Below are 19,966 nucleotides of genomic sequence, written 5' to 3'. Positions count from 1 at the left end.
ATGGCTGTCGACAAGCCCCGCATCGAGGCGGCGGTGCGCGAGATTCTCGCGGCCGTGGGCGAGGACCCGGACCGCGACGGTCTGGTCGAGACGCCTGCCCGCGTGGCGCGCGCGTATGAGGAGTTCTTCGCGGGGCTCGACAAGGACCCCGCCGAGGTGCTCAGCGCCGTGTTCGAGCTGGGCCACGAGGAGATGATCCTCGTGAAGGACATCGAGCTGTACTCGATGTGCGAGCACCACCTGGTGCCGTTCCACGGCGTCGCGCACGTGGGCTACATCCCCGGTCCGGACGGCCGCATCACGGGGCTGTCGAAGCTCGCGCGCCTGGTGGAGCTGTACGCACGGCGCCCGCAGGTGCAGGAACGTCTCACGACGCAGGTCGCGGACGCGCTCGTGGAGCATCTGGGCGCTCGCGGCGTGATCGTGGTGGTCGAGGCGGAGCATCTGTGCATGTCGATGCGAGGCATCCGCAAGCCCGGTTCGCGCACGGTGACGTCCTCGGTGCGCGGCGTGATGCGCAACAGTGCGACGCGTGCGGAGGCGATGAGCCTCATCGTCGGGAAGTAGCGCCATGGGGGGCCAGACCACACGCCCGACGCTGGTGATGGGCATCCTCAACGTCACCCCTGACTCGTTCTCGGATGGCGGCCGGTGGACGGATGTGGACGCTGCGGTCGCGCAGGGACTCCGCCTGGCTGCCGACGGGGCGGCGCTCGTGGACGTGGGCGGGGAGTCGACCAGGCCCGGCGCCGCGCGAGTGGCGCCCAGCGAGGAGCGCGAGCGTGTGATCCCAGTGATCGAGGCGCTGACGGAAGCGGGCGTCGCGACGAGCATCGACACCATGCACGCGGACACGGCGGTGGCTGCGGTGAGCGCTGGCGCGAGCGTCGTCAACGACGTCAGCGGAGGCCTTGCGGACGCGCGCATGGCGCCTGCGGTGGCGGAGCTCGGGTGCGATTACGTCGCGATGCACTGGCGTGCGCACTCTCACGAGATGGACGCGGCGGACGTCTATGAGGACATCGTGCGCGAGGTGGGCGACGAGCTCGCGGCGCGCGTGGACGCGCTGACGCGCGCGGGAGTCGACGAGAGCCGGGTCATCCTCGACCCCGGTCTGGGCTTCGCGAAGGTCACGGACTCGAACTGGCCGCTGCTCGCCGACCTGGACTGGGCCCGTGGGCACCGCGTCCTCATCGGTGCGAGCCGCAAGCGTTTCCTGGGCGCCGCGATCGCGGCGGTGGGCGGCGACGGCGCCGACCCGAGTGCGAGGGAGCATGCGACGACGGCGGTGACCACCGCGTCGGCGTTGCGAGGCGTGTGGGGCGTGCGCGTGCACGATGCGGCGGCCGCGCGCGATGCGATCGCCGTCGTGTCCGCGTTGACAAACACCTCACACAGGGCACGATGAGGGACATGGGCATCTACGCGACCCCGTACGTCAAGGACGGCATCGAGCTGGACCAGATCGCGGTGCATGGCATCCGCGTGAAGGGTTCGCACGGCGTCTACAGCTCTGAGCGCGAGACCGGTCAGCTGTTCTTCGCCGATGTGGTCGCGCATGTCTCGACTCGCGCCGCGGCCAGCTCGGACGATCTGACGCGCACTCTCAACTACTCGGATATCGCCGACAAGGCGGCCGGGATCCTCGCGGGCGATCCGTCCAATCTGCTCGAGACCGTCGCGGAGCACATCGCGCTCGCGATCCTCGAGATGGAGGGCGTGCAGTGCGTGGATGTGATCGTCCACAAGCCGCAGGCGCCGCTGCATGTGGAGTTCAAGGATGTGACGGTGCGCATCCGGCGCGATCTGCGCACGGGTGGGCTGTGGTCGGACAAGCGCATCGGCTCGTCCGCAGGCATGCCGGACGACCCGTTGGCGCTCGGCAGTCCCGCGCCGAGCACGGATGAGTTCGATGCGCGGCCGGATCAGCCCGTGAAGGCCGTGCTCGCGCTGGGGGCGAACCTGGGCGACATGGCGCAGACGCTGAGCTCCGCGCTGGCCGACCTGCACCGCATCACGGGCATCCAGGTGACGGGCGCATCGCCGCTCGTGCAAACCACGCCCGTCGGCGGCCCGCCGCAGCCCGACTATTTCAACGCGGTCATCAACGTGAGCACGTCGCTGTCGCCGCGCGAGCTGCTGCAGGCGTGCCAGGGGATCGAGATGGTCTACGGGCGTGAGCGCACGGTGGAGAACGGTCCGCGCACGCTGGACATCGACATCATCGCGTTCGGGGACCTGGTGGGCGAGACGGCCGATCTCACGCTGCCGCATCCCCGTGCGCACGAGCGTGGCTTCGTCCTGTCGCCGTGGGCGGCGCTCGATGCCGACGCGGTGCTCCCGGGGTCGCACGGAGGTCGCGTAGGCGACCTGGTGCAGCGCGTGGACCTCAGCGGGGTGCAGGTGGTCGCGCAGCCGCAGGCGTCCGACGCGGGTGCGGCACCGGGCGCCGACTCCGACGCGGCGGTCGCCGGGGGCTCGGAGCCGACGCATGATGCCGCCGACGAGGACTTCGTCGTGCCCGATGCCGGGGGCGACTTCGCGCCCGAGCCCGTCGAGGACGCCGGCGAGCCCGCCGAGGGTGACAGCGACGAGAACGACCCGTCCCCGTACGGCCCGTGAAGCACCTGACCTGGACGCGGCTGGCCGCGCTCGGGGGCGGGGCGACGGCGGTCGGCTGGCTGGTGTCCATGCTGGCGCTGAATGCAGGGCGTGTGCCTGTCGCGGTCCCGTTCACGATGACGGTGGTGTGCCTGGTGGGCGGCGCCGTGTCGCTCGCGCTCGGCTGGACGGTGCGCGCCTACAAGAAGGGCGACCGTCCGCATCTGGATGCGGGGCGCGCGGTGGCGACTGCGGCGTATGCGCAGGCGTGCGCGTATGCGGGTGCCGTGCTCGCGGGTGGTCTGGTCGGCTATGCGCTCGCGCTGGTGCCGGACTGGGGTCACGGTCCGCGCAGGTCGATCGCGGTCGAGGCGCTCGTGTCCGCGGTAGCGGCGCTCGCCCTGCTGGCCGCGGGCGCGGTCGCCGAGCGCTGGTGCCGCACCGAGGACCATGACGACGACGACCTGGACGGTCCCGCGTCGGGCGCGACGGTCTGAGCAGGCCTCGTCTTCCGATACTCGCCCGATCGCCCCGCCCCGGGCAGTGCGAACCGTTCTGGGCCCGACACGCCGTCTGCAACGCGCGCTGCCCGCATCTGCATCGGGGTGTCGCACTCGTGCTGGTTCGTTCTGCGGAAGGAGGGGCGGCGCGTGCGGATTTGGCAGACTGGAGCCATGTGGTTCGAACCTGAAGGTGCGACGTGGACTTACGCTGACCGACGCCTGATCCCCGCCCGGCTGGGCTCCTTGGCGCTGCCCGCTCTGGTGCTGATCGCCGGCGCGACTGTGCTGGGACTGCTGGTGGGCGGCTGGGCATGGACGCCCCTGGTTGTGGTGGTGATCGGCGTCGCGTGGACGGCGTACGTGCTGGTCCGCCAGGTGGGCGCGCATGCGTGGTCGGAGCGTGAGGATGACCTGATCGTCAAGCGCGGACGCCTGTTCAAGACCGTCACCGTGGTGCCGTACGGTCGCATGCAGTACGTGGAGGTGCAGGCGGGCCCGATCGCGCGGTCGCTCGGCATCGCGCGCGTGCAGCTGCACACGGCGTCGCCCGGCACGGATGCGTCGCTCTCGGGAGTGCCGACGGACGAGGCCGCGCGCCTGCGCGACCGCCTGACGTCGCAGGGCGAGGCGAAGCTGGCGGGGCTGTGACCTCCACGGCACCCACGGTCCACGCCGCGCCTCGCGACTGGACTCGCCTGCATCCCGTCTCGCCGTTCCTGGGCGGCTGGTCGGTGATCGCGGCGGTCGGTGCGTACTGGTTCATCAACAACGCCCCTGCGTGGGCGGGCGGCATGGGCGACGACGACGGGACCTTCCACCCGGGCATCATCGTGCTCGCGGCTGTCGCCGTGGTGGGTGCGCTGTTCGTGATCGGCGGTGGCTTCCTGTCGTGGCGCATGCGGACGTACCGCATCACTGATGCGGCGGTCGAGCTGCGCAAGGGCATCCTGTTCCGCCAGTTCATGCAGGCGCGACTTGACCGCCTGCAGGCGGTCGACGTGGTGCAGCCACTCGTGGCGCGGATCTTCGGCTTCGCGGCGCTGCGGGTCGAGGTCGCGGGCGGCGAGGGGTCGACGGTGGCGCTCGAGTACCTGCGCCTCGCCGACGCGGAGGCCCTGCGCAACGAGATCCTCGTGCTGGCCGCGGGCCTGCGTGCGGAGCGGCCCACGCCCGACGCGGCGGCCGGGTCAGAACCGGCGCTCGCCCCCGCGCCCAGCCTGCGGGACGTCATCCCCGGCCAGGACGTCGGGGTGCCGCAGTTCGCGGCGGCGGCCGAGCGCGATGTGCTTCAGGTGCCGCTGGGGCGCCTGATCGCGTCGATCGTGCTGAGCGGTCCCGTGCTCGCGCTGGCCGTGGTGCCGATCGCGTGGCTGATCGCCGTGCTCGCGTTCGGTCGGGACGTGCAGGAGATCCTGATCGCCTTCGTGGGCGGCTCCGTGGCGGCGGCGCTGCCGCTGCTGTTCGCCTTCGTGGGCGTGATCTGGGGCCGACTGAGCACGGGCTTCGGCTTCGTCGCGGGCATCTCCGCGGACGGCGTGCGCCTGCGCCACGGACTGCTGGAGACGCGCCGTCAGACGGTGCCGCCGGGTCGCGTGCAGGCGGTGCGCCTGCGCCAGACGCTGCTGTGGCGGCGCAAGGACTGGTGGCGACTCACCGTGAATGTGGCGGGTTACCAGGTGGATCAGACGGCCTCCGTCTCGACGTTGCTGCCGGTGGGCACGCGCGCCGATGCGTTGACGGCGCTGTGGCTCGTGCTGCCCGACCTGGGCGACCCCGACCCGGAGGGCACGGTGTCGCGAGCGATGTCCGGCGTCGGCACTGACGGAGGCTTCGTCGCCTCGCCGCGCGAGTCGCGCTGGTTCGATCCGTGGCAGTGGAAGCACCGCGGGGTGCGCGCGACCGAGACGGCGCTGCTCATCCGCCGCGGCCTGTTTGTGCGCGAGCTGATGGTCGTGCCGCACGAGAGGACCCAGTCCATCGGGCTGTCGCAGGGTCCGCTGCAGCGCGCCGCAGGGCTCGCGAACGTCGAGCTCCACTCGACGCCCGGACCCGTCACGCCCGTGGCGCACCACCTCGCGCTGCGGGACGCGTTCGCCCTCGTGGAGGAGCAGGCGGCGCGGGCGCGCAGGAGCCGACGCACGCAGAGTTCGGAGCAGTGGATGGCCACGGTCGCGCCCAGCCTCGACGACGTGCTCGCCGCTGACGACCTCACGGTCGCGCCCGACGCCCTGACCACCGAGACGCCCGTGGTGCCAGGCGCGGAGCAGGCATGAGCGCGCAGCCAGCCGATCCCGCTCAGCGCCCCGGGAGGCTCGCCGTCGGCATCGTGGGTGCGGGTCGCGTCGGCGCCGTGCTCGGTGCCGCGCTGCGGGAGGCGGGCCACGAGGTGGTCGGGGCGTCGGGCTCGTCTGCCGAGTCCGTCTCGCGCATTGAGACGCTCCTGCCGGGAGTGCCCCGGCTCGACCCCGACGAGGTGGTCCGCCGAGCCGAACTGGTGCTCCTGACCGTGCCGGACGACGCCCTCGAGCCGCTCGTCGCCGGGCTGGCCACCGTCGGCGCGTGGCGTGCGGGCCAGCTGGCGGCGCACTGCGCAGGCCGCCACGGCGTCGGCATCCTCGCGGAGGCGCGTGCGGCAGGCGCGATCCCGCTCGCGATCCACCCCGCCATGACCTTCACCGGCACCAGCCTTGACCTCGCTCGCCTGCGCGACGCCGCCTTCGCCGTCACGGCCGCCGCGCCCGTCCTGCCGATCGCGCAGGCGCTCGCGGTCGAGATCGGCGGCGAGCCGGTGGTGATCGCCGAGGAGGATCGGGTCGCCTATCACGCGGCTCTCGTGCACGGCGGGAACCACGTGGTCACCGCCGTGGCGCAGGCGAGCGCGATGCTCGCGCGCATCGGGGTCGAGGAGCCGGCCCGCGTGCTCGGCCCGCTCACGCGCGCCTCGATCGACGGCGCGCTCGGCGATGCGCCGGGTGCGGTCTCCACCCTGACGGGTCCGGTGGTGCGAGGCGACTCCGGCACCGTCGCCGCGCACCTCGCATCGCTCGCAGGCATGCCGGAGGCGCTCGCCGCCTACCGCGCCATGGCGCAGGCCACCGCAGATCTGGCCTACGCTGGCGGGCGGCTCGCTGCCGATGGCTATGCGAGCGTGATCGCCGCACTCAGCCTGTCCGAGAGCGCGGCCCCGCAGGAGGATCGATGAGGTTCGTCACCACCCCCGCCGAGCTCGACGCGCTCGCGCCGTTCTCGGCCGACGGCTCGGCAGGCAGTCGCGCCGTCGTCATGACCATGGGCGCCCTGCACGAGGGCCACCTCGCACTCGTGCGCGCCGCCCGCGAGGCGAACGATCAGGTCGTCGCCACGATCTTCGTCAACCCCCTCCAGTTCGACGACGCGAACGACCTGCAGCGCTACCCGCGCACGCTCGAGGCGGACGCGCAGCTGCTTGAGGACGCGGGCGTCGACGTGCTGTTCGCGCCCAACGTGGAGACCGTCTACCCGGGCGGCGATCCCGTGGTGCGCGTGAGCGCGGGCACGCTCGGCGACGTCCTCGAGGGTGCGCATCGGCCCGGCCACTTCGATGGCGTGCTCACGGTCGTGCTCAAGCTGCTAAACCTCACGCGCCCCGACCGTGCGTACTTCGGTCAGAAGGACGCCCAGCAGCTCCTCGCCATCCGCGCCATGGTGCGCGACCTCAACGTGCCCGTCGACGTGATCGGCGTGCCCACACAGCGCGACCCCGACGGGCTCGCGCTGTCCTCGCGCAACGTGCACCTCAGCGCCAGCGAGCGCGCGAGCGCGCTGTCGCTGTCGCGATCGCTCGAGGCAGTCACGGCAGCGCTTGAGCTCGGCGAGCCACTCGCGGACGCACTCACGGACGGGCGCCGCGTGCTCGACGCGACCGAGGGTGTGCAGGTCGACTATCTCGAGGCGATGAACCCCGCGGACGCGCAGCCGCTCCCGGCGGGATACCGTGGAGATGCGGTGATCGCCGTCGCGGCCCGCGTGGGTGCGACGCGCCTGATCGACAACGTGCCGGTGCGCATCGGCTGATCGCCGCGCCCACGACTGGAAGGACACCATGACCTCGCTGCAGCGCCCGATGATGATCTCCAAGATCCATCGCGCGACCGTCACGCAGGCCGACCTGCACTACGTCGGCTCGATCACGATCGACGCAGACCTGATGGAGGCGGCCGACCTGCTGCCGGGCCAGCAGGTGGACGTCGTCGACGTCACCAACGGGGCGCGCCTCACCACGTACGCCATCCCGGGTGACGCGGGCTCGGGCCAGATCTGCATCAACGGCGCGGCGGCGCACCTCGTGCACCCCGGCGACCTGGTGATCGTGATCGGCTACGGCATGCTCGCCGACGAGGAGGCGCGCACCTTCGAGCCGCACGTCGTATTCGTCGACGGCGACAACAGGGTGGTCGAGTGCTCCGACGAGCCGGGCCAGGTGCCCGAGGGCACCGGGCTTGAGCGCTCGGGTCTGCCCGTGCACCAGTTCCGCTCCGAGGGCTGGGACGCCTACCACCACGGCACGCCCGGAGCCTGAGCCAGCCCGACGCTCGGGTCGCCCGGGCGCGGTGCCCGGCCGCCGCGTCGGGCATGTGCCGCGACCGGTCCTAGAGTGAGCGCATGACCCGATTCGTGCAACGGCTGCGCGCGCCCGCGCCCGGCTGGACCGTCGAGGCCGACGTGGTGGTCGTCGGATCCGGCATCGCCGGGCTCACCGCGGCGCTCGAGCTGCGCCAGAAGGTGGACCGCGTGCTCGTGGTCACCAAGGGCGTGCTCAGCTCGGGCTCGACGGTGTGGGCCCAGGGCGGCATCGCGGCGGCGCTCGACCCCGAGGACACGCCCGAGGAACACCTGCAGGACACGCTCGTCGCGGGCGCAGGCACGTGCTCCGAGGAGGCGGTGCGCGCGCTCGTCACCGAGGGCCCCGATCGTGTGCGCGAGCTCGTGGGGCGCGGCGCCAACTTCGACACGGGCGCGGACGGCTCGATCACGCTGACGCGCGAGGGCGGACACCACCGCGATCGCATCGCGCACGCCGGCGGTGACGCCACGGGCGCCGAGATCTCGCGGGCGCTCATCGCGCAGCTCGAGGCAGTGCGCAACGACCCTGGCATCGAGGTCATCGAGCATGCGATGGTCGTCGACCTGCTGACCGCGGCGCCCGATGCCGACGGACGCCCCGGCCCCATCTGCGGCGTCACGCTGCACGTCATCGGCGAGGGCTCGCGCGACGGCGTCGGGGCCGCGCTGTCCAAGGCGGTGGTCGTCGCCACCGGCGGCATCGGCCAGCTGTTCCGCTCCTCGACCAACCCGGCGTCGGCGACCGCCGACGGGCTTACCGCCGCGCTGCGCGCGGGTGCCGCGGTGGCGGACATGGAGTTCGTGCAGTTCCACCCGACCGTGCTGTGGGAGGGGTCGTCCGCGCTGGGTCAGCTGCCGCTGATCTCTGAGGCCGTGCGCGGCGAGGGCGCCTACCTGCTGAACGCCGAGGGCGAGCGCTTCATGGTGGGCCGACACGAGCTCGCGGAGCTCGCGCCGCGCGACGTCGTGTCCAAGGGCATCGTCGCGATGATGGCCGAGGAGGAGTCGGAGAACGTCTTCCTCGACTGCCGCCACCTGGGCGGCGACTTCCTGCGCGAGCGATTCCCCACCATCCACGCGCGCCTCGCCGAGCGTGGCATCGACATGGGTGAGGACCTCATCCCCGTCGCGCCAGCGCAGCACTTCCACTCGGGTGGCATCCTCACCGACCTGCGTGGACGCTCGACGCGCCCCGGCCTGTACGCGGTGGGCGAGGCAGCGTGCTCGGGCGTGCACGGCGCCAACCGCCTCGCCTCCAACTCGCTGCTCGAGGGGCTGGTGTTCGCCACGCGCGCCGCGAAGGACGCGGCGACGGTCGTCGCGGACGGCGTGGTCGCGCAGCACGAGCCTGCGGACCGGTCGGGGCCTGCGTCGCTCGTGCCCGCGACTCAGCGGGGGCGCATCCAGTCGGTCACTCACCAGGGTGCAGGCGCGGTGCGTGATGCTGAGGGGCTCGCGCGTGCCGAGGTCAAGCTGGAGCGCCTGCGGCACCGCTTCCACACTGAGGCCGAAGGGCCCGAGCCTCAGGTGGCCGAGTGGGAGACGACCAACGTGCTGCAGGCTGCCTCGGTGCTCACGCGCACGGCGCTGCTGCGCGAGGAGACCCGCGGCGGCCATCTGCGCACTGACTTCCCTTCGCGCGACAGTGCGTGGGAGCGACGTCAGGCCGCGATGCTGGATCCTGACGGCGCGCTGCAGGTGATGCACACGCCGCTCGAGATCGGCTGACCGCACGCCTCCCTGAGTCACCCGTCGCCCGGCGCGCGGCCTGCTCTGATCAGAACGAACCACTTCTTCTCCGACGCGCCGCAGGTTCAGCAAGCGAGGCGCGATCGTCGCGGCGTGTCGAGCGCGGCTTGGTTCGCACTGTCGCGGGGGCGGGGGCGTGAAGAGCCCGGACACAGCACCGCGCGGAGAGCGCCACCCCGGAATCGGGCGCCCTCCGCGCGGAGGTCTGGGTGCCGGGCGATGCCGGCGCGGTGTCGGACGAGTCCGACGCTGGGGGTCAGACTCCGGCGGTCTCGGCTGCGCCGTTGACGAGCTCGAGCTCGGGCAGTGCGGTCTGCATGGTGAGCATGCCGCCGTCGAAGTTCGCGGAGTCGAACCCCTCCTGGTCGAGGATGCGGTGCGCGAGGTACGAGCGGAAGCCCGAGGCGCAGTGCACGCGCACCGGTCGCCCGGCCGCGAGCGAGCGGATGCGGTCGAGGTTCTCGCGGATCTGGTCGTGCGGGATGTTGACGGCCTCGGGCAGGTGCCCGCGGGTGAACTCGCCGGCGGAGCGCACGTCCAGGATGAGTGCGTTCTCGCGCGCCCACTCGACGTCCTCTGCGTGCCAGAGCTTGAGGGTGCCCATGAGCGTGTTCTGCATCATGAAGCCCAGCATGTTGACCGGGTCCTTCGCTGAGCCGAACGGCGGCGCGTAGGCGAGCTCGAGCTCGGCGAGGTCGTCGGCGCCGAACCCGGCGCGCAGCGAGGTGGCGAGCACATCGATGCGCTTGTCGACGCCCGAACGTCCCACGCCCTGCGCACCGAGCAGGGTGCCGTCGGGTGCGAACGCGGCCATGAGGTGCACCTGGTCGGCGCCGGGGTAATAGCCCGCGTGGTTGAGGTGGTGGGTGTGGTGCACGACGTGCTCGATGCCCGCCTGGTTGAGCATGCGCGGCGAGGCGCCGGTGATGGCGGCGGTGAGGCCGAACACCTTGACGATGGCGGTGCCGAGCACGGGCTTGGCGGGCTTGGCCACGCCGAAGATCGACTCGGCGGCGCGGCGGCCCTGGCGGTTGGCGGGGCCAGCGAGCGGGACGGGGCCGACGGCGCCGGTGACCTGGTTCTTCACGGCGATCGCGTCGCCCACGGCCCAGATGTGCGGGTCGTTGGTGCGCTGCTCGTCGTCGACGAGGATGGCGCCACGCTCGTCGATCCCGAGCCCCGCGTCGGAGGCGAGCGCCGAGTTGGGGCGCACGCCCACGGACACGACGACGAGGTCCACGTCGGCAGCGGCACCGTTGGTGAGCGTCACCGTGACGCCCGACCCGGACGCGGCGGGTGCGACAGCGGCGGCTGCCAGGCCCGTGACGACGTCCACGCCGTTGGCGAGCAGCTCGAGCTCGACGAGGCGCGCCATCTCGGGGGCGAGGGGCGGAAGCACCTGCGGTGCCATCTCGATCAGCGCGACGTCGAGGCCGCGCTCGCGCAGCGCCTCGGCGGTCTCGAGGCCGATGAACCCGGCGCCGAGCACGGCGGCGCGCTGCGCGGTTCCGACCCGGTCGGCGAGCGCGGTGGCGTCGTCGACGGTGCGCAGGTGCGTGACCTCGGGGAGGTCCATGCCGGGGATGGGCGGCGTGAACGCGGTGGCGCCGGGGGAGAGCACGAGCGCGTCGTAGTCGAGCGTGATGAGGCCGTCGGGGCCTGAGGCGGTGACGGTCTTGGCGTCGCGGTCGATCGCGATGGCCTCGGTGTTGACGCGGACGTCGAGTCCGAGCGACGCGCCGAGCGTGGTGGGGGTGTGCAGCAGGAGGGCGTCGCGGGACTCGATCTGGCCGCCTACGTGGTACGGCAGGCCGCAGTTGGCGAACGAGACGTCGGGGCCCTTCTCGAGGACGATGATCTCGGCCGACTCGTCGAGTCGACGCGCGCGGGCCGCGGCGGACATTCCGCCGGCGACGCCTCCGATGACGACGATGCGCATGGGTTCCTTCTTCCGGGAGGTACAGCTGGGATAGGTGCTGCCCACGACTGTAACACATACCCCCCGGGGTATTCAGGACGAGAGTCCCAAAGTGCCTCGAGCGCGGAGCCTCAGGGCCCGGCCCGGTCCTCGATAGGCTGGGGCGACCGACCGGGGGAAGGCGAGGTGACGGCACATCATGAGCGTCGAGAACCACGCTACGCCTGACCACGGGCCCCGGCACGGCCAACCGAGCAAGTCGCCCGACGCGGCAGTCGCGAAGACGTCCGGCCTGCCCGACGCTCGGGCCGCCTCGACGATCGAGGAGCCACCCGTCCGGCTGGCCTCCGCAGGGTGGGTCGTGGCAGTGCTCGCGCTCGCCGTCATCATGGCCTGGCTGCTCCCCACGCTCGCCGACGCGCTGCACGCCGAGCGGACGCTCGAGCAGGACACCCTCCTGCCATTGGCCTCCGCCGACCTGACGGTGCCCGCAGGCTGGAGCGTCGACCCTGCGAGCATCGGGCCCGTCGAGGTGGCCCTCGCACGTGATGGGATCGCGGTGGATGTCGTCTCAGGCTCGTGGCAGGGCATGACCGGCGCCCTGCTGGAGCGGCTCGAGGACCTCTACCTGGGCGGAGAGCCCCTCGCGTGGGAGCCCGACGGCGTGGGCGCGTTGGACGACATGCTCGACTCTCCGCGCGCGCTGTGGCGCGCCGAGACCTCGGTCGCGGACGGCCCGCCGGTCGCCGTCGCGCTGGTGCGCCAGAGCGCCTCCGTGGTCCTCGTCGCCTCGTCTGCGCAGGGCGATGCCGACGTGCCCGAGGAGCAGCTGCAGGCCGCGGTGGAGGCCATCCTCAAGGGCGTCGCGCTGTTCGAACCCGGCCTCGGCCTCGACGAGGCGGGTCAGGGGGGCCTGCGATGACTCGTGCGCCTGCGGCCCGCACCGAGCCGCGCGCCCCGCAGCGCCGCTGGGCGCGCATGCGGCGCACGGATGTGCGCAGCATCGGCTGGCTGGTGTTCGTCACGACGGGCGTCGTCGGCGCCGCACTGCTCGTACCGGTGGCGTTCACCCTGGCCGAGCAGATGCCGGTGGCCGCAGTCATCGGCGCGCTCGGCGCAGCAGTCCTCGTCGCCGCCTGGACCCGCGTGCTGGCGCGCCTGCCGATGACCACGCGCCCCGCAGCGTCGGGCGTGCTCGCGTCGATCGTGTGGGGAGGCCTCGCCGCGACGGGTCTGTATGCGTTGCCCGCCAACGGCGCGCTGTTCGGCCTCCTCGCACAGACGCTGCCCGTGGACTTCGTGGCCGAGTGGGGTGCGGCGGTCATCGCACCGCTGACCGAGGAGCTCGCGAAACTGCTCGGCATCGTCGCGATCCTGCTGGCCGCACGGCACCGCCTCCGGCACCCGGTCGAGGGCGCGGTGCTCGGCGCGCTCGTGGGGCTGGGCTTCGAGGCGACCGAGCTCGTCGTGTACGCCGGCAACGCCGACGTCATGACCTTCGGCGAGAACCCCGTGCAGACCGCGACGACGATCGTGCTGCTGCGGGAGGTGCTGCTGCTGGGCTTCAGCCACATGCTGCTCACCGCGATCGCCGGCATGGGGCTCGCATGGCTGTGGCCCGCGTCCGGCGCGCCCGCCCGACGCTGGGGCAAGGGCCTCGGCGCGCTCGCCTTCTCCTACGGGGCGCACCTCCTGTGGAACTCTCCGCTGCTGACGGAGATCCTGCCGCGGCTCGCGGGCGCCGTGGTGCTGCCCGTGCTCGCGCTGTGGCTGCTGCAGGTCGCGCGCCGGGACGAGCGGGCCTGGCAGCGCGCCGTGCTCGCGCCCGACGTGGAGAGCGGGCTCATCCCTGGCGTCTATCTGGAGTCGCCGACCACCTCGTGGAGGCAGCAGCGCAAGCGGCTCGGCGCGATCGCCCGCGCATATGGGTATCCCGCGACCCTCAGCCAGATCGCACTCGACGCCCGGCTCGCTGACCTCGCCGACGCGATCACCGCGCCGGACCCGGCCGACGCCGCGCGGCTGCGTGAAGAGCTGCGCGCGCAGCTGAGTACAGCGTCTACGACAGCGACATGAACATCTTCTCGAGGCGCTCCTTGGCGGCCGCGCCGCTCTCGCCCTCGCGCACGCACTGCTCCAGGCCGCTCGCGATCATCGCGAAGCCGGCGCGGTCGATGGCCTTGGAGACGGCGGCGAGCTGCGTGACGACGTCGCCGCACTCGCGTCCCTCCTCGACCATGCGCAGCACCCCGGCGAGCTGACCGTGGGCGCGCTTGAGGCGCTTGACGACGGGCTCGAGCTCGTCGGACGTGAGGTGAACCTCGGCCATGGGTGCCTCCTTCAGGCGTGATGACGTCCCAGGATACCCCTCCCCGTACCAAAGGGGGTAGAACGCCGCGAAGGTCTGCCACGATGGTGCCATGACGTACCCCGAGGAGCTCGATCAGGAGCGTCCACTGAACACCACCTGGCTGCGTGACACGGTGCGACTCGCGCTCAGCGAGGACCTCGGCGGCTACCCGGGCCGCGACGTGACCACGCAGGCGACGCTGACCGAGGACGCCGCAGCGTCGGGCGTGATCGTGGCGCGCGAGGCAGGCATCATCGCAGGCGTGGCCGTGATCGAGGAGGCGCTGAACCAGACCGCGATCCGCCTGGGTCTGCGCCGTCCGGTGGTCGAGCTGAAGGTCGCGGATGGCGATGCGCTCGCGCCCGGCACGGTCATCGCCGAGGTGAACGGCGCCGCGCAGGTGCTGCTCGTCGCCGAACGCACGATCCTCAACCTCGTCTCCCGCGCGTCGGGCGTGGCCACCCACACCCGGCAGTGGGCCGATGCGCTCGCAGGCACCGGGGCGCGCGTGCTGGACACGCGCAAGACCACTCCAGGGCTGCGCGAGCTCGAGCGGCTCGCGGTGCGCTGCGGCGGGGGCGTGAACAAGCGCTTCGGCCTGTTCGACTGCGCGATGATCAAGGACAACCACATCGTGGCCGCGGGTTCCCTCGCGGGCGCGATCGAGGCGATCGGCGAGGCCTACCCCGACGTGCCTGTGCAGGTCGAGGTCGAGTCGCACGCGCAGGCGACCGAGGCGATCGGCGCCGGCGCGCGCTTCCTCATGCTCGACAACATGGCGCCCGACGCGATGGCCGAGCTCGTCGCGCGCGTCAGGCAGGGCGAGAAGAAGACCGGCAAGGTGTGGCTCGAGGCCACGGGCGGTCTCACGCTCGACAACGCCGCGGACGTCGCTGCGACCGGCGTGGACTTCATGTCCGTGGGCGCGCTGACGCACAGCTCGCCCATCCTGGACCTCGCGCTCGACCTCGCCCCTTGACCTCACCCCGTCAACAGTCCGCACGGATTCTGATCCGACGCGCCGGACAGGAGGCCGCGCGAGGCGGGTTGGACGGCGCGTCGCCGGAGAATCCGTGCGGAGTGAAGGGGGCGCGGCACCGCCGGTAACCTTGAGCACGTGACTGACGAGACCACTCCCGCTGCAGACGACGTCCCCGAGCAGATGCGCATCCGGCGCGCCAAGCGCGACCGGCTGATCGCCGACGGCGGCGAGGCGTACCCGGTGTCCGTCGATCGCACCCACGAGATCGCCGACGTGAAGGCGACGTACGCGGGCCTCGAGGACGGCGAGGAGACCGACGACGTCGTGGGCGTAGCGGGCCGCGTGGTCTTCATCCGCAACACGGGGAAGCTGTGCTTCGCCGCGATTCAGGACGGCGCGGGTGAGCGCCTGCAGATCATGCTGTCGCTCGGCGAGGTGGGCGAGGAGTCGCTCGCGGCCTTCAAGGCGGACGTCGACCTGGGCGATCACCTGTTCGCGAAGGGTCGTGCCATCAAGTCGCGCCGCGGCGAGGTCAGCGTGTTCGCGACGGAGTGGGCGATCGCATCCAAGGCGCTGCGCCCGCTGCCGGTGCTGCACAAGGACCTCGCCGAGGACACCCGCGTGCGCCAGCGCTACGTGGACCTCATCGCGCGTCCCCTTGCGCGAGACACGGTGCGTCACCGCAGCGCCATGATGCGGTCGCTGCGCGAGTCGCTGCATGCGCGCGGGTTCATGGAGATCGAGACGCCGATGCTGCAGACGCAGGCGGGCGGCGCTGCCGCGCGTCCTTTCGTCACGCATATGAATGCGTACGACATCGACCTGTATCTGCGCATCGCGCCGGAGCTGTTCCTCAAGAAGGCCGTCGTGGGAGGAATCGAGAAGGTCTTCGAGATCAACCGCAATTTTAGGAATGAGGGTGCGGATTCTTCGCATTCCCCGGAATTCGCGATGCTCGAGGCCTATGAGGCCTACGGCGATTACGACACGATGGCTGAGCTCACGCGCTCGCTTGTGCAGGGCGCCGCGGACGATCTGTTCGGCACGCGCGTCGTGACGCTCGCAGACGGCTCCGAGTACGACCTCTCGGGCGACTGGGACACCATGACGATGTACGGCTCGCTCTCCGAGGCCCTGGGCGAGGAGATCACGCCGCAGACGTCCGTGGCGCACCTGACGGCCCTGTGCGACGCGGTGGAGCTATCGGTGGATCCGAAGAAGGTCAGCCACGGCAAGCTCGTCGAGGAGCTGTGGGAGCACCACGTGGGCGACGCGCTCACGGCGCCCACGTTCGTCCGCGACTTCCCGGTCGAGACCTCGCCGCTCACGCGCGATCACCGCTCCATCCCCGGCATCGTCGAGAAGTGGGACCTGTACGTGCGCGGCTTCGAGCTCGCGACGGCGTACTCCGAGCTCGTGGACCCCGTCATCCAGCGCGAACGCTTCGCGCAGCAGGCGCGCCTCGCCGCGCAGGGCGACGACGAGGCGATGAGCCTGGACGAGGACTTCCTCACGGCGATGGAGCACGCGATGCCCCCGTCGGGCGGCATGGGCATGGGCGTGGACCGTCTGCTGATGGCGCTGACGGGACTGGGCATCCGCGAGACGATCACGTTCCCGCTCGTGAAGCCGGCCGAGGCGTGAGCACCTGGCAGGCCGTCGCGGTCGGGGTCATCCCGAGCATCGGCGTCGCGCTGCTGTTCTGGTTCGTCATGCGTGCGGTGATCCGTGCCGATCGGCGCGAGCGTGCGGCCATCGCCGCGCAGGAGGCCGCGATCGACGAGGCCGAGGCCGTGGTGCGCGACGCGCCCGACGCGGATCCAGGACATTCCGATGACGCCGATTCGCGCGGCGTGGGTGACGCGTAGACGTTTTTCGGCTCTCGAAGCGACTTTTCGATTTCGGGTGCGGTTCTCCACATTTGTCGTGCGCGATGTAGGAGTTTTCGTCTGCACCGCCTAGGGTGTGGCTTATGAGGGGAAACGACGCCCCACCGGCGTCGTGCATTCACAGCGGATTACGGGAAATCTCCCGGTGAGAGGAAGCCCCATGGCCCAGAAGGTTCAGGTTGTGCTGATCGACGACATCGACGGCGGCTCAGCCGACGAGACGGTGACGTTCGCGCTGGACGGCGCGCGCTACGAGATCGACCTCACCACGGCGAACGCCGAGCGGCTCCGGGCCGACATGGCCGAATGGATCTCCAAGGCGCGCCGTGTGTCCGCCGCGAAGGTGGGAACCCGCCGCTCCGCTGGCTCGAAGAAGTCCTCTGACGCGGCGAAGATCCGCGAGTGGGCGCGTGCCAAGGGCATGGACGTGCCGGAGCGCGGCCGGGTGTCGCAGGAGTTGCGCGACGCCTACGACGCCGCCCACTGACCCGTTGACGCCCCCACACGAGCCCGCCACCGCACTGTGGTGGGGCACGTACCCCACCGCGGGGCTCGGCACACCGACGGGACAGGGCGAGGGCCTCTGGCGGCATGACGCCTCTGGCGTCGCCCAGGTGCTCGAGCTGCCCGCACCGTCGTTCGTGCTCGCCCACCCGTCGCTGCCGGTGCTGTACGCGGTATCCGAGACGGCGCGATCGGCACTGCACGCGATCGACGTCTCCGACCCCGCAGCGCCGCGCGTGGCCGCGACCGTGCCCACCGGAGGCGCGTTCGCGTGCCACCTGCTGATGGCTCAGGGCGAGGTCGCGATTTACGTCAGCCATTACGGCACGGGCGACCTCGCGGTGGTTCCGCTCGAGACGGACGGGTTGCCCGCTTCGCACGAACCGATGCAGTTGCTGCCGCACGAGGGCTCGGGCCCGAATGCGGCACGGCAGGAGGGCCCGCACGCGCATTCGGCGGCCTACGCGCCGGGCGGGCGTCACGTGCTCGTCGCCGACCTCGGGACCGATCAGCTGCGCCGCTACGCGGGAGTGCCAGGCGGCATCCTCGAGGAGGATGGCATCGCCGCGACCCTGCCGCCCGGGTCGGGTCCGCGTCACATGGTCATCGACGGCGAGCTCATCCACCTCGTGTGCGAACTTGACGTCACCCTGCGCACGCTGCGCTGGGACCCGGTGAGTGCGACCGCTGAAGTGGTCGGCGAGACTCCGATCACTACCGTCGGCCCGCGCTCCGCCGAAGTCGACGGCTCTCACATCCTGCGCGTGGACGCGACGCCCTACTCGGAGCCGGTCCTGCTCGTGGGCGCACGAGGGGCCGACGTGATCGCGGTCTTCGACCTCAGCCCCGAGGGCTGGCCGCGCTACCGCGCGAGCTTTGACGCCGGGCACTGGCCCCGCTACTTCATGGTCGACGGGTCCGCCGCCGACGGTGCGCGCCTGCTCGTCACCGAGGAGCGCGGGCATGCGGTCCGGTCGTACGCGCTGTCCGACGTGGTCACGCTGCTGCCCGAGCACGAGGCGGGCGCCGTCGCGGCCCTGCCGCACGAGAGCTACGAGGTCACGAGCCCCGCGTGCGTCGCCCGCGCCTGACCCGGCCCCGGCGTCGGGCGTGGGCCGCGTGAACCTTGGGTGACGGGGGCACTCGGTCCCGGAAGCGTCGGGCGGTCGCGGGGCTAGGCTGGGGGACATGACCTACACACTGATCCTGCTCCGCCACGGTGAGAGCGAGTGGAACGAGAAGAACCTGTTCACCGGCTGGGTCGACGTCCCCCTCAACGAGAAGGGCTGGGGCGAGGCCAAGCGCGGCGGCGAGCTGCTCAAGGAGGAGGGCATCCTGCCCGACGTGCTGCACACGTCGCTCCTGCGTCGCGCCATCATGACCGCGAACCTCGCGCTCGACGCCGCCGACCGCCACTGGATCCCCGTGAAGCGCCACTGGCGCCTCAACGAGCGCCACTACGGCGACCTGCAGGGCAAGAACAAGGCTGAGACCCTCGAGCAGTTCGGCGAGGAGAAGTTCATGATCTGGCGCCGCTCCTACGACGTGCCGCCGCCCGCGATCTCGGCCGACAACCCGTACACGCAGGAGGGCGACCCCCGCTACGACGGCGAGCCGATCCCCAAGACCGAGTGCCTCAAGGACGTCCTCGAGCGTGCGCTGCCGTACTGGGAGGAGCAGGTGGTCCCCGACCTCAAGGCCGGGAAGACCGTCATGGTGGCCGCGCACGGCAACTCGCTGCGCGCCATCGTCAAGCACCTCGACGACATCGCGGACGACGAGATCGTGGGGGTCAACATCCCCACGGGCATCCCGCTCGTCTACCACCTGGACGAGGAGACACTGAAGCCGACCAACCCGCGCGGCACGTACCTCGACGCGGAGGCCGCGGCCGCCGCGATCCAGGCCGTCGCGAACCAGGGCAAGAAGAAGTAGCAGGAGTAGTCTGAGATCAGACGTTCGGTCAGCCTCTCATCGCCTGGCCGGCACACGAAGGGCCCCGACCGTGAGGTCGGGGCCCTTCGTCGTGCTGAGCAGTGCGGCGGGTGCGAGCAGCCGCGGGTGTCCGCGTGAGCGTCAGATGCGCGCGCGCTCGCCCTTCGTGTCCCCCGTGACGAGGTACACGATGCGGCGCGAGACGCCGACGGCGTGGTCGCCGAAGCGCTCGTAGTAGCGCGACAGCAGCGAGACGTCGAGCGTCTCCTGCGTAGTGCCCTCGTAGCCGTCCGCGAGCAGACCCGAGTACGCGGCGTCGTGCAGCTCGTCGAGCTTGTCGTCGTCGGAGACGATCGCGGCGGCCACGTTGAGGTCGCGCGTCTCGAGCAGGCCGATGATCTCGGTGGCGGCCTGGCTCGCAGCCTCGGCCATCGCCTCGAACGTGTCGCGGTGAGACGCGGGAATCGCGCCGTCCGGGTACGCGCGGCGCGCCGCCTCGGCGACGTGCTGCGCGAGGTCGCCCATGCGCTCGAGCGACGCGGAGATGCGCAGGCTCGCGATGATGGTGCGCAGGTCCAGGCTGACGGGCTGCTGCTGCGCGATCAGCAGCACGCAGCGCTCGTCGACGGTCTCCTCGAGGTCGTCCAGCTTCGCGTCGTCGGCGATGACCGCCTGGGCCAGCTCGACGTTCTGCGTCAGCAGCGCCTCGGACGCGCGGTCGATGGCGGACGACACGTGCTTGGCCATGGTGACGAGGTCGTCGGCCAGCTCGGACATCTCGGCGGTGAACAGCGTTCGCATGTCTCTCCTACAGTGACTCGTTGCCGACCCAGTCTCCCACCTCACCCAGGGCTCTTGCATGCTCACGGGTGAACAATCGGTGACCTCTCTGAACATTGGGTGAACTGCGCCGACGCTGGGTACGGTGAGCGC

The 19,966-nt window shown here is 71.6% G+C and carries 21 protein-coding genes; 18 read left to right on the top strand and 3 right to left on the bottom strand.

Annotation, left to right across the window (positions count from 1 at the left end; translation table 11 throughout):
* The 10 genes from folE to B7K21_RS09420 all read left to right on the top strand — a co-directional run bounded on the left by folE (position 1) and on the right by B7K21_RS09420 (position 9,434).
* The gene (gene folE, locus B7K21_RS09465) at positions 1-567 is read left to right on the top strand and encodes a GTP cyclohydrolase I FolE (protein WP_084075185.1); all 567 of its coding nucleotides are present in this window, start codon (positions 1-3) and stop codon (positions 565-567) included.
* A gap of 4 nt (positions 568-571) precedes the next feature.
* Entirely contained in the window at positions 572-1,408 is an 837-nt protein-coding gene (gene folP, locus B7K21_RS09460) for a dihydropteroate synthase (RefSeq protein WP_084075184.1), read from the top strand.
* A 5-nt stretch (positions 1,409-1,413) separates the two neighbouring features.
* Positions 1,414-2,622: a 2-amino-4-hydroxy-6-hydroxymethyldihydropteridine diphosphokinase gene (gene folK / locus B7K21_RS09455; RefSeq protein WP_159448467.1), complete on the top strand. Its 1,209-nt coding sequence runs from the start codon at positions 1,414-1,416 to the stop codon at positions 2,620-2,622.
* Positions 2,619-3,098, top strand: coding sequence for a DUF3180 family protein (locus B7K21_RS09450; RefSeq protein ID WP_084075182.1), 480 nt, complete (start codon positions 2,619-2,621; stop codon positions 3,096-3,098). The genes folK and B7K21_RS09450 overlap by 4 nt, the downstream gene beginning before the upstream one ends.
* A gap of 177 nt (positions 3,099-3,275) precedes the next feature.
* Positions 3,276-3,752, top strand: a complete 477-nt coding sequence (locus tag B7K21_RS09445; RefSeq protein ID WP_084075181.1) for a PH domain-containing protein — start codon at positions 3,276-3,278, stop codon at positions 3,750-3,752.
* Entirely contained in the window at positions 3,749-5,377 is a 1,629-nt protein-coding gene (locus tag B7K21_RS09440) for a PH domain-containing protein (protein WP_084075180.1), read from the top strand. The genes B7K21_RS09445 and B7K21_RS09440 overlap by 4 nt, the downstream gene beginning before the upstream one ends.
* Positions 5,374-6,306, top strand: a complete 933-nt coding sequence (locus tag B7K21_RS09435; RefSeq protein ID WP_084075179.1) for a Rossmann-like and DUF2520 domain-containing protein — start codon at positions 5,374-5,376, stop codon at positions 6,304-6,306. Before B7K21_RS09440 ends, B7K21_RS09435 begins: the two co-directional genes overlap by 4 nt.
* Entirely contained in the window at positions 6,303-7,157 is an 855-nt protein-coding gene (gene panC, locus B7K21_RS09430; RefSeq protein ID WP_084075178.1) for a pantoate--beta-alanine ligase, read from the top strand. Before B7K21_RS09435 ends, panC begins: the two co-directional genes overlap by 4 nt.
* A 28-nt stretch (positions 7,158-7,185) precedes the next feature.
* Positions 7,186-7,662, top strand: a complete 477-nt coding sequence (panD, locus tag B7K21_RS09425) for an aspartate 1-decarboxylase (RefSeq protein ID WP_234989266.1) — start codon at positions 7,186-7,188, stop codon at positions 7,660-7,662.
* A gap of 83 nt (positions 7,663-7,745) precedes the next feature.
* Complete coding sequence (locus B7K21_RS09420) at positions 7,746-9,434, top strand: L-aspartate oxidase (RefSeq protein WP_084075177.1); 1,689 nt, start codon at positions 7,746-7,748, stop codon at positions 9,432-9,434.
* Positions 9,435-9,711: 277 nt separating this feature from the next.
* Here B7K21_RS09420 and B7K21_RS09415 read toward each other — a convergent pair whose 3' ends face one another.
* On the bottom strand, positions 9,712-11,394 hold the full coding sequence (locus B7K21_RS09415) for an FAD-dependent oxidoreductase (RefSeq protein WP_084075176.1): 1,683 nt from the start codon (positions 11,392-11,394) through the stop codon (positions 9,712-9,714).
* A 178-nt stretch (positions 11,395-11,572) separates the two neighbouring features.
* Between B7K21_RS09415 and B7K21_RS09410 the strand changes: the two genes are divergently transcribed.
* Positions 11,573-12,295, top strand: a complete 723-nt coding sequence (locus tag B7K21_RS09410; RefSeq protein ID WP_084075175.1) for a hypothetical protein — start codon at positions 11,573-11,575, stop codon at positions 12,293-12,295.
* The gene (locus tag B7K21_RS09405) at positions 12,292-13,449 is read left to right on the top strand and encodes a PrsW family intramembrane metalloprotease (protein WP_084075174.1); all 1,158 of its coding nucleotides are present in this window, start codon (positions 12,292-12,294) and stop codon (positions 13,447-13,449) included. Before B7K21_RS09410 ends, B7K21_RS09405 begins: the two co-directional genes overlap by 4 nt.
* Here the strand turns inward: B7K21_RS09405 and B7K21_RS09400 are convergent.
* Entirely contained in the window at positions 13,433-13,702 is a 270-nt protein-coding gene (locus B7K21_RS09400) for a metal-sensitive transcriptional regulator (RefSeq protein ID WP_084075173.1), read from the bottom strand. The genes B7K21_RS09405 and B7K21_RS09400 overlap by 17 nt on opposite strands.
* A gap of 91 nt (positions 13,703-13,793) precedes the next feature.
* On the opposite strand from B7K21_RS09400, the gene nadC reads away from it, so the two are divergent.
* From nadC to B7K21_RS09370, 6 genes are all read left to right on the top strand, one after another.
* Complete coding sequence (gene nadC, locus B7K21_RS09395; RefSeq protein ID WP_084075172.1) at positions 13,794-14,702, top strand: carboxylating nicotinate-nucleotide diphosphorylase; 909 nt, start codon at positions 13,794-13,796, stop codon at positions 14,700-14,702.
* Positions 14,703-14,885: 183 nt separating this feature from the next.
* Complete coding sequence (gene lysS, locus B7K21_RS09390; RefSeq protein WP_084075479.1) at positions 14,886-16,349, top strand: lysine--tRNA ligase; 1,464 nt, start codon at positions 14,886-14,888, stop codon at positions 16,347-16,349.
* Entirely contained in the window at positions 16,346-16,573 is a 228-nt protein-coding gene (locus B7K21_RS09385) for a hypothetical protein (protein ID WP_084075171.1), read from the top strand. The genes lysS and B7K21_RS09385 overlap by 4 nt, the downstream gene beginning before the upstream one ends.
* A 181-nt stretch (positions 16,574-16,754) precedes the next feature.
* A complete protein-coding gene (locus B7K21_RS09380; RefSeq protein ID WP_084075170.1) occupies positions 16,755-17,081 on the top strand; it encodes an Lsr2 family protein in 327 nt (108 codons plus the stop codon).
* A 4-nt stretch (positions 17,082-17,085) separates the two neighbouring features.
* Complete coding sequence (locus B7K21_RS09375; protein ID WP_159448466.1) at positions 17,086-18,189, top strand: beta-propeller fold lactonase family protein; 1,104 nt, start codon at positions 17,086-17,088, stop codon at positions 18,187-18,189.
* 97 nt (positions 18,190-18,286) lie between these two features.
* On the top strand, positions 18,287-19,033 hold the full coding sequence (locus tag B7K21_RS09370) for a phosphoglyceromutase (RefSeq protein WP_084075168.1): 747 nt from the start codon (positions 18,287-18,289) through the stop codon (positions 19,031-19,033).
* A 141-nt stretch (positions 19,034-19,174) separates the two neighbouring features.
* Here B7K21_RS09370 and phoU read toward each other — a convergent pair whose 3' ends face one another.
* Entirely contained in the window at positions 19,175-19,834 is a 660-nt protein-coding gene (phoU, locus tag B7K21_RS09365) for a phosphate signaling complex protein PhoU (protein WP_084075167.1), read from the bottom strand.
* Between the last annotated feature and the right edge of the window lie 132 nt (positions 19,835-19,966).

The sequence above is a fragment of the Demequina sp. NBRC 110052 genome, assembly GCF_002090075.1.
GTDB lineage: Bacteria > Actinomycetota > Actinomycetes > Actinomycetales > Demequinaceae > Demequina.
Note: the sequence above shows the minus strand (reverse complement) of the source record. Positions and strands in the feature narration are given on the sequence as shown.

Excerpts from the sequence above, each read along its gene's own strand:
- folE (WP_084075185.1), top strand. The coding sequence starts at position 1 with ATGGCTGTCGACAAGCCCCGCATCGAGGCGGCGGTGCGCGAGATTCTC.
- folP (WP_084075184.1), top strand. The coding sequence starts at position 572 with ATGGGGGGCCAGACCACACGCCCGACGCTGGTGATGGGCATCCTCAAC.
- folK (WP_159448467.1), top strand. The coding sequence starts at position 1,414 with ATGGGCATCTACGCGACCCCGTACGTCAAGGACGGCATCGAGCTGGAC.
- B7K21_RS09445 (WP_084075181.1), top strand. The coding sequence starts at position 3,276 with ATGTGGTTCGAACCTGAAGGTGCGACGTGGACTTACGCTGACCGACGC.
- B7K21_RS09435 (WP_084075179.1), top strand. The coding sequence starts at position 5,374 with ATGAGCGCGCAGCCAGCCGATCCCGCTCAGCGCCCCGGGAGGCTCGCC.
- panC (WP_084075178.1), top strand. The coding sequence starts at position 6,303 with ATGAGGTTCGTCACCACCCCCGCCGAGCTCGACGCGCTCGCGCCGTTC.
- panD (WP_234989266.1), top strand. The coding sequence starts at position 7,186 with ATGACCTCGCTGCAGCGCCCGATGATGATCTCCAAGATCCATCGCGCG.
- B7K21_RS09420 (WP_084075177.1), top strand. The coding sequence starts at position 7,746 with ATGACCCGATTCGTGCAACGGCTGCGCGCGCCCGCGCCCGGCTGGACC.
- B7K21_RS09415 (WP_084075176.1), bottom strand. The coding sequence starts at position 11,394 with ATGCGCATCGTCGTCATCGGAGGCGTCGCCGGCGGAATGTCCGCCGCG.
- B7K21_RS09410 (WP_084075175.1), top strand. The coding sequence starts at position 11,573 with ATGAGCGTCGAGAACCACGCTACGCCTGACCACGGGCCCCGGCACGGC.
- B7K21_RS09405 (WP_084075174.1), top strand. The coding sequence starts at position 12,292 with ATGACTCGTGCGCCTGCGGCCCGCACCGAGCCGCGCGCCCCGCAGCGC.
- B7K21_RS09400 (WP_084075173.1), bottom strand. The coding sequence starts at position 13,702 with ATGGCCGAGGTTCACCTCACGTCCGACGAGCTCGAGCCCGTCGTCAAG.
- nadC (WP_084075172.1), top strand. The coding sequence starts at position 13,794 with ATGACGTACCCCGAGGAGCTCGATCAGGAGCGTCCACTGAACACCACC.
- lysS (WP_084075479.1), top strand. The coding sequence starts at position 14,886 with ATGCGCATCCGGCGCGCCAAGCGCGACCGGCTGATCGCCGACGGCGGC.
- B7K21_RS09380 (WP_084075170.1), top strand. The coding sequence starts at position 16,755 with ATGGCCCAGAAGGTTCAGGTTGTGCTGATCGACGACATCGACGGCGGC.
- B7K21_RS09370 (WP_084075168.1), top strand. The coding sequence starts at position 18,287 with ATGACCTACACACTGATCCTGCTCCGCCACGGTGAGAGCGAGTGGAAC.
- phoU (WP_084075167.1), bottom strand. The coding sequence starts at position 19,834 with ATGCGAACGCTGTTCACCGCCGAGATGTCCGAGCTGGCCGACGACCTC.